This window comes from Burkholderia sp. WTPI3 (assembly GCF_021483755.1).
Lineage (GTDB): Bacteria > Pseudomonadota > Gammaproteobacteria > Burkholderiales > Burkholderiaceae > Burkholderia.
Genome location: NZ_JAGIXF010000030.1, coordinates 32,325 through 47,706 on the forward strand (window position 1 = coordinate 32,325; position 15,382 = coordinate 47,706).

Below are 15,382 nucleotides of genomic sequence, written 5' to 3' on the forward strand. Positions count from 1 at the left end.
TCGACGAAAATCCGCTCGACGATATCGGCGTCGTCGCGGGTGAAGGCGAAAACGTCGCGTACGTGATGCTGCGCGGCACGATCATGAAGGCTCGCACGGCCGCATTGACCGCTTGCGCGGGCCGGTCGGCAACCGTCGGCCGGCCCCGTTCCCGTCACTCGACCGTCACCGATTTCGCCAGGTTCCGCGGCTTGTCGATATCCGCGCCGCGCTGGCACGCGGCGTGATACGCGAGCAACTGCAGCGGCACGACGTGCAGGATCGGCGACAGCAGCCCGTAGTAATCCGGCATCCGCAGCACCGACACGCCTTCGCCGTTGTCGATCCGCGTATCGGCATCGGCAAATACGTAAAGCTGCCCGCCCCGCGCGCGAACTTCCTGCATGTTCGACTTGAGCTTTTCGAGCAGCGCGTCGTTCGGCGCAATCGTCGCGACCGGCATCGCGTGCGTCACGAGCGCCAGCGGCCCGTGTTTCAGTTCGCCCGCCGGATACGCTTCCGCGTGGATATACGAAATCTCCTTCAGCTTCAGCGCGCCTTCGAGTGCGATCGGGTAATGCAGCCCGCGCCCGAGAAACAACGCGTTCTCGTGCCGCGAGAATTCCGCGGCCCAGCGTTCGATCTGCGGTTCCAGCGCGAGCACGTCTTCGAGTGCGGCGGGCAGCCTTCGAAGTTGCGTCGCGTAGCGGGCAAGCTGCGCGTCGTCGACGTAGCCGCGCAACCGCCCGAGCGTCACCGCGAGGATAAACAGCGCGACGAGCTGCGTCGTAAACGCCTTGGTCGACGCGACACCGATCTCCGGGCCGGCGCGCGTCAGGAACCGTAATCCGGTCTGACGCATCATCGCGCTGGTCGGCACGTTGCAGATCGCCAGCGTGTCCATATGGCCGAGCGCTTGCGCATACTTGAGCGCGGCGAGCGTGTCGGCGGTCTCGCCGGACTGCGACACGCTGACCACCAGCGTGTTCGGCAACGCAAGCGCATCGCTGTAACGGTATTCGCTCGCGATCTCGACCTGCGCCGGCACGCGCGCGATCGTTTCGAGCCAGCGGCGGGCGGTGAGCCCGGAATAGTGGCTCGTGCCGCACGCGAGAATCAGCACGTTGTCGATCTGCGCGAATGCGCGCGCGGCATCCGGGCCGAACGTCGCCGGATCGAACAGCCCCGCATCGGGAATCGTCGCGGCGACGGCCTGCGGTTGTTCGAAGATTTCCTTCTGCATGAAATGCCGGTACGGCCCGAGTTCGACCACGCCCTGCGTCGATGCGACGGTCTGGATCGGGCGCTCGACCGGCGTGCCGCCGCGTGCGAGCACCCGCACGCCGCCCGGCGTCAGTTCGACGATGTCGCCTTCCTCGAGAAAGATGAAGCGATCGGTGATGCCGGCCAATGCGAGCGCGTCGGACGCGAGAAAACACTCGTCGTCCTTCAGACCGACCACCAGCGGCGAGCCGGCGCGCGCGCCGATCAGCCGCTGCGGTTCGTGCTTGCTGAACACCGCGATGGCGTACGCGCCGTGCAGTTGCGACGTCGCATCGCGTACGGCGGCGAGCAGGTCGCCGCGATACTTGCTGTGGATCAGGTGGGCGACGACCTCGGTGTCGGTCTGGCCGTCGAACTCGTAATTTTCGTCCGATAGTTGCCTGCGCAATGTCTCGTGATTCTCGATGATGCCGTTGTGCACGAGTGCGATTTCGTCGCGCGAGAAGATCGGATGCGCATTGCAGGTGGCCGGCGCGCCATGCGTCGCCCAGCGGGTGTGCGCGATGCCGGTGCTGCCGGCCAGTCCAACGCTGCGCACGTGGGCGTCGAGATCCGCGACGCGCGACACGCTGCGTTCGCGGCGCGCCTGACCGTCGACGACGGTCGCCACCCCGCACGAGTCGTAGCCGCGATACTCGAGGCGGCGCAGACCTTCAATCAGAATCGGAACGATGTTCCGTTGCGCGACCGCGCCGACGATGCCACACATGACACGTCTCCTTCCCTGTGTTCATTGATCGACCGTGCGCCGTCGTGTCGGCGCGATCCGGTCACCGTTGGAGTTGCCGCCGTGTCTCCTCATCGAGTGTGAGCGAGCGGCGACAACGGCCGATGCACGCCCGAACATGAACCGCGAAGCGGCTGGATATCGCCCGGAAACGGTGGCGCTTTCGTCGTGCAAGTACGGCCGTGTTCCGCACCGGGTGCATGTGCGGCCGTGCCTTCCCGATTCGTTGTTCTGGCATCCATGTGCTTCTGCCGCCGTTCCGGTGCGCGGAGCGCGCCTGTCCTCATGAAGCAAGCAAGCGGTGCGCCATAGGCGGCCTCGCCCCATGCTGCAAGGGCCCGTGAGCGCGCGACGAATACCCCGCCAAGCGGATCGTGTGTTTTTGATTCACCGGCGAATCAGCGTTCTCCCGCCACACGAACGCTGTGAGGAAAAGGCGCGCACACACCGCGACGCGTATCGAATAACCGCCGCGCAGATCTGCGCCGCCCCGTTGCGAACGAACGTTACAGATGCGCAACGTTTCACACGCGCCGAGGCGGACGACGAATGCGGTGCAGTGCATCGGGGTAATCATTCACGTGCGATCAGTGCCTTAGAAGCGCCGGATGAACGCACATTTCCCAGACAAAATTCGCATATCGAAACGATTAAAGACACCAGCAATGATGCATGTTCACCGATCGATGACGGCAGGCAACACGACTCGCCATTCTTCGGACGACGCGGCCCGATCGAGCGCGTGAACGGTCGGACGTATCTCTGCGTCGCGACAATCCTTCGACATATGCCCCGTAGCAATTGTGAAACGTTCCGAGGCGATCCGCGTGCGCGGCGCGAACCGGGCCCGGTCACAGGGCCGCTGGTTTGAATATTGCTCTATCGGTAGCAGGGACGGGTGCCTGAATGCGCCGCGATGCGGCGACGAACGCAGCGTGACCGACAGGCGTGACGATCGACGCAGCGAGGGACACTCATGACGTGATTGACGAGGTGCAAGAAGTCGGCCGTGGTCCGACGATTACCCGGCGAAGACCGGTCAGACAAGAGCGGAGCGATCGCCTCGCAACACTGGTGCATGTCGCGCGGCCGACGCGACCGCATGCGGGGCTGCCGAGGTCGGCTGAATGCCTGCTTGCGCGAAATGCCGGGTCTTCCGGCGCATGGAAGTCCAACGAGGATAACGATGAAAAAGATCTTGCTTGTGTTCGGCACTCGGCCGGAAGCCATCAAGATGGCGCCGCTCGTCCGCGCGCTGAAGGCGCGCAACGACGTCGATGCCAGGGTCTGCGTCACGGCCCAGCATCGGGAAATGCTGGATCAGGTGCTCACGCTGTTCGACATCAAGCCCGACTACGACCTCAACCTGATGCGTCAGAGCCAGACGCTGACCGACGTGACGACCGGCATTCTTCAGGCGATCGGGGTGGTCTTCGAAGACTTGCGCCCGGACGTCGTGCTGGTGCACGGCGACACGACGACGACGCTGGCCGTCAGTATCGCGGCGTTCTACCGTTATCTGCCGATCGGGCATGTGGAAGCGGGCCTGCGCAGCGGCGACATCTGGTCGCCCTGGCCGGAGGAATTGAATCGCCGCGTGACCGACGCGGTCTCGTCCTGGCATTTCGCACCGACCGGGCAGGCGCGCGACAACCTGTTCAGCGAAGGCGTGCCGGTCGGCGCGGTCGTGCTGACGGGCAACACCGTGATCGATGCGCTGCACGACGTCAAACGGATGCTCGATCACGATGCCGCGCTCAACGACCAGGTCGCCGCGCATTTTCCGTTCCTCGACCCGTCGCGCCGCGTCGTGCTGATCACCGGCCATCGCCGCGAGAGCTTCGGCGAGCCGTTCCGGCACTTCTGCGAAGCGCTCTGCACGCTTGCGAACCGCTATCGAGACGCGCAATTCGTCTATCCACTGCACATGAATCCGAACGTGCGCGAGCCGGCGCGCGCACTGCTCGGCAGCATGCCGAACATTTACCTGATCGAACCGCAGGAATATCTTTCGTTCGTATTCCTCATGTCACGATCGTATTTCATCATCACCGACTCGGGCGGAATCCAGGAGGAAGGGCCGGCGCTCGGCAAGCCGGTTCTCGTCACGCGCGACACGACCGAGCGGCCCGAAGCGATCCGGGCCGGCACCGCGCGGCTCGTCGGCACGGATCAGGAGCGGATCGTCCGGGAGGCGTCGCGCCTCTTCGACAGCCAGAGCGCGTACGACGAAATGTCCCGGGCGAGCAATCCGTATGGCGACGGCCATGCGAGCGAGCGGATCGTTCATGCGTTGATGCATACGCCGGGGGCGACCGCAAAACCGACGAGCTTCTCGATGGGCGCTGCGGAGATGCCGTTCAATGCGCTCACGCTGGGGTTGCAGGCGCTGCGCTCGCGTTGACTTCGCCCGACGGGAGGCGACGCGCCACGCCGCCTCCCGTCCTTCGTCCGGCGCCAGCTATCGCACCACCGCATCGGCCATCGATTGCGCCTGCGCGACCAGCCGCTGATAAATCCGCTGCGATACCACTTGCCTGGCGAAACACGCCTGTCGCGCGTCCTCGGGCACGCGCGCCGCGCTGCACGCCGCGATCGGACGAAGCGTCACGCTCTTCCACAGAAAATACACGCGTGCACCCTCCCGGACCGACACGGCGAGCGTGTTCGGCCCGTCCGGCACGCCGTCCTGGCTTTCACCGAGCAACCATGCCTTCACCACGCCGTCGGCCGGCTGCCGCTTGACGGGCAACTCGGCGAAGCGAAACGCGGCGGCATCGTCGCCGAATACCTCCGTGTAAAGCGTTTCATTGTCGAATATCGCGGCGACGTCGTCGGCCGGCTTGATGCCCGCGTCCGCGGCAGCGGCCCAGGCCTTCAGCAGCGGAACCGTCGTCACGACGAGATTCGTCTTGCCGTCTTCCGACTTGAAGGCCAACCCGTCCGGCCCCGGCTGCATCCCGTCGACGGGGCCGACGCTCTGCACCGTGCCCTCGGGCGTCGCGGCAAACCCTCTTGCCCGGACCGGGCCGATCAGCTTGGCAAGCCGGGCATTCACGTCGGCCGTGTACTGTTTGTCGAGACCCGCCTGATCTTCCGTCCGGGCCGCCGCCACGGTCGCCGCGACCTTCTTCCGGTAGGCGAGATACGAATCGGACGGCGATGCGATCACCTTCACCCCGACCCCGGCGAGCACCGCCGCCACCACTGCTGCCCCCACACCGGCCTTCAATCGTGAAATGCGCTTCATTTTTTTCATGACGTCACCGAATCCCGCGCCGATAGCTAAAGCGGCTGCCGCGAACCCGCGGCAGCCGTCCCTCGGAAACGCGTCATTCTAACGTCGCGCGGAATTCACTCGTCCACCTTGAACGCCGACACCAGTCGGGTCAGTTCCGCCGCCTGCTGCTTCAGGCTTTCCGCGGCCGCCGCGCTCTCCTCGACCAGCGCCGCGTTCTGCTGCGTCATCTGGTCGAGCGACTGCACCGCGTCGCCGATCTGGTCGATGCCGGCGCTCTGCTCGAGGCTCGCTTCGGCGATCTCGCTCATCATCGCGCTGACGCCCTGCACCTGCGACACGACATCGCTCATCACCCTGCCCGCCTCGCTGACGAGCCGCGATCCGGTGCTCACGGTTCCCGCGCTGTGCTCGATCAACGCCTTGATTTCCTTCGCCGCCTGCGCGCTGCGCTGCGCGAGATTGCGCACTTCGGATGCCACGACCGCAAACCCGCGCCCCTGCTCGCCGGCGCGCGCCGCCTCGACCGCCGCATTCAACGCGAGAATGTTGGTCTGGAACGAGATGCTGTCGATCATCACGATGATCTCGGAGATCCGCTGCGACGCGTCGCTGATCTGCTCCATCGTGGCCACGACTTCGCCGACGACCCGCCCGCCGCGCGCCGCCGTATCGGATGCGCCGGTAATCAGCTTCGCGGCCGTCGTCGCCGTCTCGGTGTTGTTGCGCACGACGGCCGTGATCTCCTCCATCGACGAAGCCGTGCGCTCCAGGTTGCCCGATTGCCCTTCGGTGCGTTCGCTGAGATCCGCATTGCCTGACGCGATCTGCGCCGAGCCCGTCGCGATCGACGCGGAAGCCGCGCGAATCCGGTGAACGAGCGTCGACAGCGACGATACGAAGCGGTTGAACGCATCCGACAGTTGCCCGATCTCGTCCTCGCTCTCGACCTTCATCCGGCGCGTCAGGTCGCCCTGGCCGCTCGCGATCTCCGACAGCAACGTCGCCGCACGCCGGATCGGCGCGGCAATCGCGCGGCCGACCAGCCAGATCACGATCAGCGCCACGCCGAGACCCACCACCGCCGCGACCAGCGCCGCGCTGCGAATCGCGCGCGTCACCGGGCCGAGCAGTTCCGCCTGCGGCACCTCGACGACCACGTACGCGTCCAGCTCCGGGATGAACGACGTCGCGATGAAACGCGCGCCGCCGGCGCCGTCGTAGCTCAGGTACGCATACGGCTTGCCGGCCAGCAGCGTCGACGACGCATCGCCGGGCAGGCCCGGCTCGTCCTTCAGGAAATGCCTGCCGTCGATCAGCGACGTATCGCGATGCATCATGATCGCGCCGTCGGGGCGCACGAGATACGCGAACCCGGTCTCGCCGATCCGGTACGCGGCGATCCCTTTCGCGAGCGCATCGACGGACAGGCTCAGGCTGGCGGCGCCGACCGGCACGCCGTCGAGCTCGACACGGCTGTTGATGAACATCATGTAACCGCCGACGGTGACCTCGTGATCCATGTTCACGTCGAACGGCTTGCCCGACGCGAGGAAGGTGGTCAGCCACCGGTCCTCGTCGGTGACCTTGCGCTGCAGGCCGGCTTCGTTGTAGTAGTTGCCGCTCTTCACCGACACCCACTGCACCGACGCCGCCTTCTGCTCGTCCTTCACGTTCTTCGCGAGCTGGATCCAGTTGCGCGTGCCGGCGTCGGGCTCGCCGTCGGTTTCCCACTGCAGCAGGAACGCATCGCGCGCGAGCATGCGCGATGCCGCGATCGGGCCGGCCATCTGCCGCTGCACGTCGGCGCGAATGCCGTTTACGGCGGTCGGCAGCTCTTCGCGCACGACGCGATCGCGCACCGCATCGCCGATCAGACGAACGCTCAACCCGCTCGAAATTGCGACGAACACGAGCAGGCAACTCGTCATGCTGAGAATCAGCTTGTTCTGAATGGAAAGCTTGCGCCAGAAATGCATGGGGTACCCCTCGATAACCGCTCGGCTGAGTCAATTCGGGTTATCGGCACGCAAGCGCGGAAACCGCATCGCTGATTCCGGATATTCGTCATACCGGGCTCGATATATCGTTGATGGACAGCGCGGGAAACCGGCGCCGGCTCGTCAGGCTCAGTACGCGACGAAGATCGCCACGCGCCGGTTCCGTGCGCGCGCGGCGGCATCGTCGCCCGCGACGAGCGGTTGCGTATCCGCGCGGCCGATCGCCGCGAGCCGGTGCGGCGCCACGCCGCGATCGGCGAGATAGCGCACGACGCTGCCGGCTCGCGCGGACGAAAGCTCCCAGTTCGATTCGTATTTCGCGTTCGCGATCGGCACGCTGTCGGTATGTCCTTCGACGAGAATGTCGCCGGTCGCGTGCGCGCCCAGCGCCCGTGCGATCTCGCCCAGCACGGGCGCCGCATCCGGCAGCAAGTGCGCATCGCCGACGTTGAACAGGATCTTCGCGTCGATACCGATCTCGATGCCGTGCGGCGCCTTCACGAGCGAAATGCGACCGCTTCTCTTCAACGCATCGAGCGACGCCAGCCACGCGGGCGCGACGCCCTGCGCGGCGGCATCTCGCGTGCTCGCGGCACCGCCGTCGCGCCGCGCAAGCGTCTGATAGCGCGCATCGAGCGCGTTGTATTTCGCGAGCTGCAGCACATACAACGCGAGAAACAGCACCATCAGCGTCGTGATGAGGTCGGCATACGAGATCAGCCAGCGTCCCGACTGCGCGCCGTCGACATCGTCGTCGCGATCGGCGGCCGAACCGGAGCGTGCGGAATCAGTTCGGGTGGTCATGTCGCAGTTCCGGGTTCGTCATGCGAGGGACTCCGCCGCGCGGCCGCGCACGTCGCCGGTCAGCCGCGTTTCGATCGTATGCGGCGACTCCTTGCGCGAGATCGCCAGCAAGCCGTCGAGATACAGCTTGCGGAAACGGAGCTCGCTGTCGATCTGCGCGCGCAGCTTTCCGTACAGCGGCAGAAACACGAGGTTCGCGAACGCGAGGCCATAGAGCGTCGCGATGAACGCCACCGCGATGCCCGGGCCGAGTTGCGCCGGTTCAAGCATGTGGCTCGTCACCTGCACGAGCCCGAGCACCGATCCGAGGATGCCGAACGTCGGCGCGTAGCCGCCGGCCTGCTGCCAGACGCGCGCAGCGGCCAGCCGGCTGCGCTCGTACGCGTCGAGGTCGCGCTGCAGCGCATCTTCCAGCACCGCGGTCGACACCCCGTTCGCGAGCAGCTCCAGCCCGCGTCGCGCGAAAGGATGAATGCCGCTCACGTCCATCGATTCGAAGGCGAGCAGGCCATCGAGCTTCGCGCGATCGCCCCACTCCAGCAGGTCGGCCAGATGCTTGCGATCGACTTCCTGTGCGCGCACGAACGCGAGCCGCAGTTGCTTCACCGCATCGAAGAAGCGCGCCCACGTGTTCTGGATCATCACCGCGCCGAGCGTGCCGCCGAGCACGATGACGAACGCCTCGAACTGGAACAGCATCGGGAAGTGCCCGCCTTCGAGCGCAAAACCGAATACGATGGCCGCGCCGCCGAGTAGCGCGCCGACCAGAGTCAACAGGTCCATATGTGTCTCCGTTCCGTCACCCGTCACGCACCGGACGCGGCCGGCGGCGCGGCTGCCGCGCCCGCCGCAGGCGCCCTGGCCGCACGCACGGCATCGAGCACGCGCCGCTCGATCTCCTCGATCTCGATCGGGTCGAGCTTCAGCTCGCGGCGCATCACCCACGCCACCTCGTTGCGCCGCGCTTCCGTCATCACGGAGAACAGCTTGTCGGCCACCGCGCGATCGTCGAGGCTGGCGATCAGTTTCGCGAGATCGTACGTATCGAATGCGCTGATCACGTCGAACAGCGTGCGCTGATCGACCCGCACGATGTCCTCGAGGCCGCGCATGTCGCCGCCGGCCCGCGCGTTGCGCCGCGAGAAATACGCGACGCCCCTTTGCTCGACATAGCCGAGCACCTTCGATTTGCGGAACGCGAACACTTCTTCGGCGATCTCGGCATGCGACAGCTTGTTGAGCAGGAGTTTCCGGTCGACGCCGATCAGCGCCTCGAGATCGGCCAGCTCGATGAGCTCGAGCTCGCTGTTGATCGACACGTCGAGGTCACGATCGGCGACCTGCTGCGCACGGTCGATCACGCGCGCCGCGTCGAACGTGACGATCTGGCGCGCATCCGACGACGCCGCATGGTCGGCTGCGTTGCCCGCATGATTCGTCTGCGCGGCTTCGATCGTGACGAGATTGAGCTTCTCCATGCGGCGCAGCATCGCGAGCACGTGCGGCCGCGAATGGCCGGCGATCGCACGGCACCGGCGGATCACGTCGGCCAGCGGCACCGACGTCTCGGCAGCATGCGCGTGCAGCGGCCGGCGCGTCCACGCGTCGCCGGACTCGCGCGTTTCGGCGCCCGCCATCAGCGACAGCACATGCGCATACGACAGCACGCCGGGCATGAAGTCGGCATGTGTATAGGTCGCGAGTTGATCGTCCTTGCGCTTCACGCGCCGGATCATCGTGCGCACGATATGGCGCAGCAGCGCGGACACCTGCTCGATTTCCTTGTCGAGCATCGCAGCCGGCACGACCGTGAGCTGACAGAACGACAGCGCCTTCGCGGTGTGTGCGCGCGGCTCGGACGCGAGCAGCGCCGATTCGCCGAAGAATTCGCCGCGGCCGAGCGTCGCGACCACGACGCGCTTGTCGTCGCATCGCGTGGATAGCTCGACCCTGCCGTCGGCGATCAGGAAGATGACGGGCTCACCGGCGAAGCCCTCCGAATAGATGATCTCGCCGGGCGCGGCGGTACGTGTCCAAGATTGCTGATGATTCAAGTTGATTCCCCTGCTGCGCTGGTTATTGCGGACCGCGCGTCGCACGTCGGATGCATGCGATCGACAGTCGTCCCCGTGACCGTTTAACGTCATCGGCACCCGCATCCTTTAGGGAAATCCTGCTCGTTATTATCGAAAATAAAGATGAAAGGTTCGCCGACGCGTCGGATCGCCGAACGGCTATCGCGCACGGGTGCGTGCGGATCGTGACCGGGGCGGCGTCAGGCGCGATGGAAGCGGTCGCCATGCGCATGCGTGGCGGCATGTCGCCGGCATGGCCCGGCCGCCCTGCGGGCCGGCCAACCGGGGCCGCCCGGATTCGTTTCGCGATGCTCCGTTTATCTTGCGACGGCCTCCGAACACCACGCCCAACCCGGACAATCCGCCCCCATTACCAGCATATCGTCGGATAATTATCTTTTATTTTCGCCTAAAATCCCGCTTCCCTTTGTTTTGGAGTGGAAGAACGTTTTGATTAAACTGACGAAATCTATCTCGCGCACGGCCATTGCCGCCTGTGTCGCCTATGCCGGCCTGATGCCGGTATCCCGGTTCGCCGAGGCCCAGGTCGAACCGCTGAAGAACCCGGTCTACGGCGTCACGCTCGACGACCTGACGAAACTCGATGCGATCATCGCGTCGCTGCAGAACCTGCCGTACCGGCCGACCGTGCGTGTCGTGTTCGATCCGGGCACGTCGGCCGCCGACTACTACGCCCCGCTGCTGCGCCTGCACGCCGTCGCGTACGTGATGGGCGAAGTCTACGATTCCTACTATTTCCCGACGAATCTCGCGACGTACCAGGCACGCACGCAGGAACTGGTGTCGCAGCTGAAGAACACGGTCGACGTGTGGGAGATCGCCAACGAAATCAACGGCGAATGGCTGCGCAACGATCCGGACGGCAGCAACGCCACGGTCAATTCGGAAGAGCAGCAAATCGGCCAGATGGTCGCCGCGGCCAACACGATCGTGAAATCGAACGGCGGCAAGACCGCGATCACGCTGTACTACAACGACGACAGCAAGGGCAACAACTGCTGGGAGAAGCCACAGGACTACTGGAAGACCTGGCCGACGACCTTCCTGCCGTCGACGGTTCGCCAGCAGGCCGACTACGCGTTGTTCAGCTACTACCCGTATCAGGATTGTCCGGGGCTGAGTCCGTCGTGGAACAACGATTTCTCGGCGCTGGAAAGCATCTTCCCGAACGCGAAGGTCGGCTTCGGCGAGATCGGCACGTCCGAAACCTCGGCGCCCGCATCGGTGCAGCAGAACCTGATCAAAACCTATTACCCGATGGTCGACAGCATGACCGATCCGCGCTTCATCGGCGGATTCTTCTGGTGGAACTACGTCGAGCAGATGCTCCCGTATTCCACGAGTTCGTACTTCCAGCTGTTGCGTCAGACGATCATCACGCTCAAGTCGCCGAACTGATCGGCCCATCCGTAGGCAGCCCCACCGTCAGCGCAGTCGCTCAGAACCACAATGTCGCGCGCACCACGAGACCACGTGCGCGGACCGCTGACGTCAATGGAAACCGGTATTGCACCGTCACATCGAGGTAGCTTGCCGGCGCGCTGTACCTGCCTTCGCGAAACCAGTACCTGAGCTGAATGCCGGGCCCCGCGCCGATTGCCGTTTCGTCAGGCTGACGATTGTCGTGATCGCCCGCCACGGCGACGTGCGGATAGACGGTCAGCCGGTCGCTGATCATCGGCAAACGCCACGTGTGCCCGTAACGCAGCTCCGAATAAATGATGTAGCGGCCTGCCTTGATGAAATACGCGCCCTCGACATACGCCTGCCAGCTGCGCCAGCTCGGTTCGGTCACCCTCAGGTCGGTGCCGCCTTCCGACGAATAGCCCAACCGCATCAGCCAGTCCGTCGTCGACAAGCTGCCGATGTGGAACAGCCGCTCGGCGGTCAACACCACGTTCTGGTCGGCCAGCGGCTTGTAACGCGCCCCAACCGATCCCTGCACGGTCGGCATGCCCGTCACGTTACCCGTGCCGTCGTAGGCCGTGCCGTATCCGCGCACGAAGAACTGGAGGATGCGACCGTTCTGATAGCCGATCTTCGGCGGCTGCCAGTACGCCTCGATACCGGGCTGGAGGACACTGATGGTGCCTTGCGGGCCGAACGCGGCCGACTGGTACGGCGCGCTCAGCACGAAACCCCAGGTGCGCTCCAGTTGCTCGACTTCCCGCCGATAGCCGAACTTGCGCTGCGCGTCGAATGCATGTTCGTTTTCATCTGCGTCGAGACTGTGCTCGAAAAACTGGACGGACTGCTCGTTCAAGCCGATCCGCTTGGCCGCATAGCCGGCGTCCGCGTAGTTCATCGCGTTGCCGGCGCCGCCGGCGAAGCCCTCCTGAAATGCATCGAGCGCCTCGCGATCCTTGTGTTCGCGAAGCAGGTCGTAGGCCTGCTGCAACTTCCGCGTCGCGGTGTCGTCCACCGGCACCGGCGCCGGCTGATCGGCTTGCCGCGCCTGCGCGACGATCGACGCGGCCATGTTCCGCTCGCCATCGGTCGTTGCGTCACCCGCCGCCAGCTCGGCCACGCGGACGGCGCTTTCGTTGTCGCCCGCCTGCAAGCTCATCTGCGCGATGCGCACCTGGATCGCGGCCGATTTTTCGTCGGCCAGCGGCGCCAGCGCCACGCCGGCCTCGTGCGGGCGCTTCGCCGCGAGCGCACTGTCCGCCCACGCGAGGCGCAGGTTGCGCTGCTGCTCGTCGCTCCACTTCCCGGTCGCGACGGCCGCCGAGAAATCGCCGCACGCGACGTCGTAGCGCATCTGCCGCTGCGCCATGTAACCATGTTGCGCGAGTACCGACGCGCTTTTCGGGAACCGGGTGTTCAACGATTCGACCAGCGCGTCCGCTTCGTCGACCTTGCCTTCCCGGCGGTACACGTCGACGAGCAGCAGCCCGAGTTGTTCGCTTCCGGGCTGGATCCTGAGCGCGCGCGACGCATAGTCTTCCGCGCGCGGCAGGTCGCCGGCATTGATGGCCTTGTATGCGCCGTCGGCGAGCCGATAGGCTTTGGGCGTCAGTGGGCGGGCGGCGGAAGCCGGCGCCTGCCACGCGAGCGACATGGCGATCGCCAATGCGCTCGACCGCGCGCAGCGCTTGAGGCTCGCCGCGATCGGACGTGTCGCGCGCTTCATGCTTGTTCTCCCAACGGCTTCTGCGGCGTCGCGGCGTCGCCGTCGCGCGCCCGCGCTAGTTCGACAAAGCGCGAATGCCGGGCCAGTTCGGCTGCAATCTCCGCATCGCAAGCGATGAAATAGGCAACGCTCGATCTGGCGCCGCGTCGCACGACATCCTGTTCGTCCGACGTGAGCGGACGCCCGACTGCAACGTTCAAGGTTCCGTCGTCCGCGGTCGAAAACGGGACGGCGTGGTACGCGTACTGCACCTCGAATGCGAGCGAATCCGCGAAATGGCCCACCGCGACGTTGCCCAGGCTCACGCGGGGCAGCTCGGCCTGCTCGGCGATCGCATCGGCCAGCGATTCGGTCGACAGTGCGTAGTCTTCGAGCAATAGCTCGCCCAGCCGCCTGCCGCACGTAAGTTGCTTGTCGAGGCTCGCCTGCAACTGCTCCGGCGTGACCACGCCCCAGCCGACCAGGATCTCCCCGATCTTCAGGCGCGCCTTCCCGAGCGCTTCGTTCGACAGGTAGATATGGCTGGTCTTGTCCCACGCGATAGGCTTGCCGCTCGCAAGATGGTTGAGATAAATGCGCCACGCGCGGCAAACCGCGCAGAAGTTGATCAGGTTGTTGACGAACATGCGCGGAATCGACAGCAGCCCCTGCAACCGGCCGTTCAACCTGCTGACGAAGTAATAGCGCTGCCCGGCGCGGGCAAGCAGCATGATCGTGTTCACCCACAGCAGCGGCGCGAGCCACGCGGCGGCCGTGACAAGAGGCCCGCCGACAGGGACGACCTGGCCGGCTCTTTGCAATACGGCAACCAGCAGGAAGTTGAGCAGCACGCCATACGCAACCACCGAAAACAGCGATGTCACGACGCCCTTGCGATCGTGAAAGAACATGTAACGGGTGAGGAGGTCGCCCTTCCAGCCCAGTTGCTCCCAACCCTGAAAGGCGATGCCGAGGATCCAGCGCGCGCGCTGCCGATAGGCGGTCCGGAAAGTCTTCGGAAAATACTCGCGCGTGGCCAGCAGGTTTTGATTGACGCCGCCGCCCGGTGCGGGCCGTGCGGCGGTATCGCGTGTGCGATCCGAAAGCGGAAAACGTGCAAACGTCTCCTTCATGCCGAGGTCTCTCAACCTGAAGCTGAAGTCGTAGTCCTCGGTCAGCGACGCGGTGTTGAACGCGCAGCCGCCGCGCGCCTTCATCGCTGCTTCGATCGAACGCCGGCTATAGCACGACGCGACGCCCGCGCCCGGGACGACGCCGGTCAGACGCGCGCGCACCGGCACATCCTTCTGGTGCGTTTCGCTGAAATCGTCGAGATAGCAGCCGGCGACGAACTCGTTCCATTTTCGCGGCAACGACAGGACGGGAAGCTGGACCAGATCGCTGTCCGCCACCGCATGATTGAGGTACTTGAGTTCGACCGGATGAATGACGTCTTCGCAGTCGTGCATGACGACGCCTGCGAACTGAATATGGTGGACCTCTTCGTAGCGCAGGATCGTTTCGATGATCCAGTTCAGGCAATCGGCCTTGCAGGTCGGCCCGTCGTTCATGACGGTCGCGCGCGTCACCCGCCCCGGATACCGGCGCACCATCCGTTCGACTTCCGCGGTGGTTTCGGCGTCGTTGTGATAGGTCCCGACGAAGATGACATAGCGCTCGTACTCGATGGTCGCCAACGTGTTTTCGATCATTTTGGCGATCACGTCATACTCTTTCCATGCCGGCACCATGAGCGCCAGATGGCGCTCTTCCAACGCACGCAGCGTGCCGACATCGATGCTCTGCGATTGCTCGCGACGCAGAAGGCGCCCGATTTCGAAGGACCAGTAGCAGGCGTCCAGCACGAGATCATCCAGCGTACTGACCAGGATGACGACGGCCGTCACGATGGCGACGGCGGTCAGCGCATTTATATACGTACTCCATATTATATGATTCATCATTGTTCCGATATTTGCGCTTGTCGGTATTGCTTCCCCCTCTCACCGACTCGGACGAAACGCGCTCCGTCCTCGTCGTCCCCGTCATACCCACCCGGCGACTTGCGCCACGAAAGCCTCCCCCGTTCGAACACGCTCCCGGCCCCTGGTCTTTCACGATTCACGCGAGCAACGTCGCCAA

Annotated in this window: 10 protein-coding genes; 2 read left to right on the forward strand and 8 right to left on the reverse strand. The window is 65.0% G+C overall.

Annotated features, from left to right (window positions below; genetic code table 11):
• Positions 1 to 154: 154 nt before the first annotated feature.
• Positions 155 to 1,972: a glutamine--fructose-6-phosphate transaminase (isomerizing) gene (glmS, locus tag J7024_RS18045; RefSeq protein WP_124826585.1), complete on the reverse strand. Its 1,818-nt coding sequence runs from the start codon at positions 1,970 to 1,972 to the stop codon at positions 155 to 157.
• Between the two features lie 1,204 nt (positions 1,973 to 3,176).
• Here glmS and wecB point away from each other — a divergent pair.
• Complete coding sequence (wecB, locus tag J7024_RS18050) at positions 3,177 to 4,394, forward strand: non-hydrolyzing UDP-N-acetylglucosamine 2-epimerase (protein WP_124826586.1); 1,218 nt, start codon at positions 3,177 to 3,179, stop codon at positions 4,392 to 4,394.
• Positions 4,395 to 4,451: 57 nt separating this feature from the next.
• On the opposite strand, the gene J7024_RS18055 is transcribed toward wecB, so the two are convergent.
• The 5 genes from J7024_RS18055 to J7024_RS18075 form a co-directional block, all read right to left on the reverse strand.
• Complete coding sequence (locus tag J7024_RS18055) at positions 4,452 to 5,249, reverse strand: hypothetical protein (RefSeq protein ID WP_234745339.1); 798 nt, start codon at positions 5,247 to 5,249, stop codon at positions 4,452 to 4,454.
• Positions 5,250 to 5,344: 95 nt separating this feature from the next.
• Positions 5,345 to 7,207 carry a methyl-accepting chemotaxis protein gene (locus J7024_RS18060; RefSeq protein ID WP_124826587.1) on the reverse strand — a complete coding sequence of 621 codons (1,863 nt, stop codon included), beginning with the start codon at positions 7,205 to 7,207 and terminating at the stop codon, positions 5,345 to 5,347.
• Between the two features lie 150 nt (positions 7,208 to 7,357).
• On the reverse strand, positions 7,358 to 8,032 hold the full coding sequence (locus J7024_RS18065; protein ID WP_124897133.1) for an OmpA/MotB family protein: 675 nt from the start codon (positions 8,030 to 8,032) through the stop codon (positions 7,358 to 7,360).
• Positions 8,033 to 8,050: 18 nt separating this feature from the next.
• Positions 8,051 to 8,815 carry a flagellar motor protein gene (locus tag J7024_RS18070; protein WP_124830532.1) on the reverse strand — a complete coding sequence of 255 codons (765 nt, stop codon included), beginning with the start codon at positions 8,813 to 8,815 and terminating at the stop codon, positions 8,051 to 8,053.
• 23 nt (positions 8,816 to 8,838) lie between these two features.
• Entirely contained in the window at positions 8,839 to 10,086 is a 1,248-nt protein-coding gene (locus tag J7024_RS18075; RefSeq protein WP_234745340.1) for a cyclic nucleotide-binding domain-containing protein, read from the reverse strand.
• Positions 10,087 to 10,623: 537 nt separating this feature from the next.
• Between J7024_RS18075 and J7024_RS18080 the strand changes: the two genes are divergently transcribed.
• Positions 10,624 to 11,526, forward strand: a complete 903-nt coding sequence (locus J7024_RS18080; protein ID WP_233410096.1) for a hypothetical protein — start codon at positions 10,624 to 10,626, stop codon at positions 11,524 to 11,526.
• A gap of 40 nt (positions 11,527 to 11,566) precedes the next feature.
• Here J7024_RS18080 and J7024_RS18085 read toward each other — a convergent pair whose 3' ends face one another.
• The gene (locus J7024_RS18085) at positions 11,567 to 13,261 is read right to left on the reverse strand and encodes an NfrA family protein (RefSeq protein ID WP_124830529.1); all 1,695 of its coding nucleotides are present in this window, start codon (positions 13,259 to 13,261) and stop codon (positions 11,567 to 11,569) included.
• The gene (locus tag J7024_RS18090) at positions 13,258 to 15,201 is read right to left on the reverse strand and encodes a glycosyl transferase family protein (RefSeq protein WP_244107570.1); all 1,944 of its coding nucleotides are present in this window, start codon (positions 15,199 to 15,201) and stop codon (positions 13,258 to 13,260) included. The genes J7024_RS18085 and J7024_RS18090 overlap by 4 nt, the downstream gene beginning before the upstream one ends.
• Positions 15,202 to 15,382 lie beyond the last annotated feature (181 nt).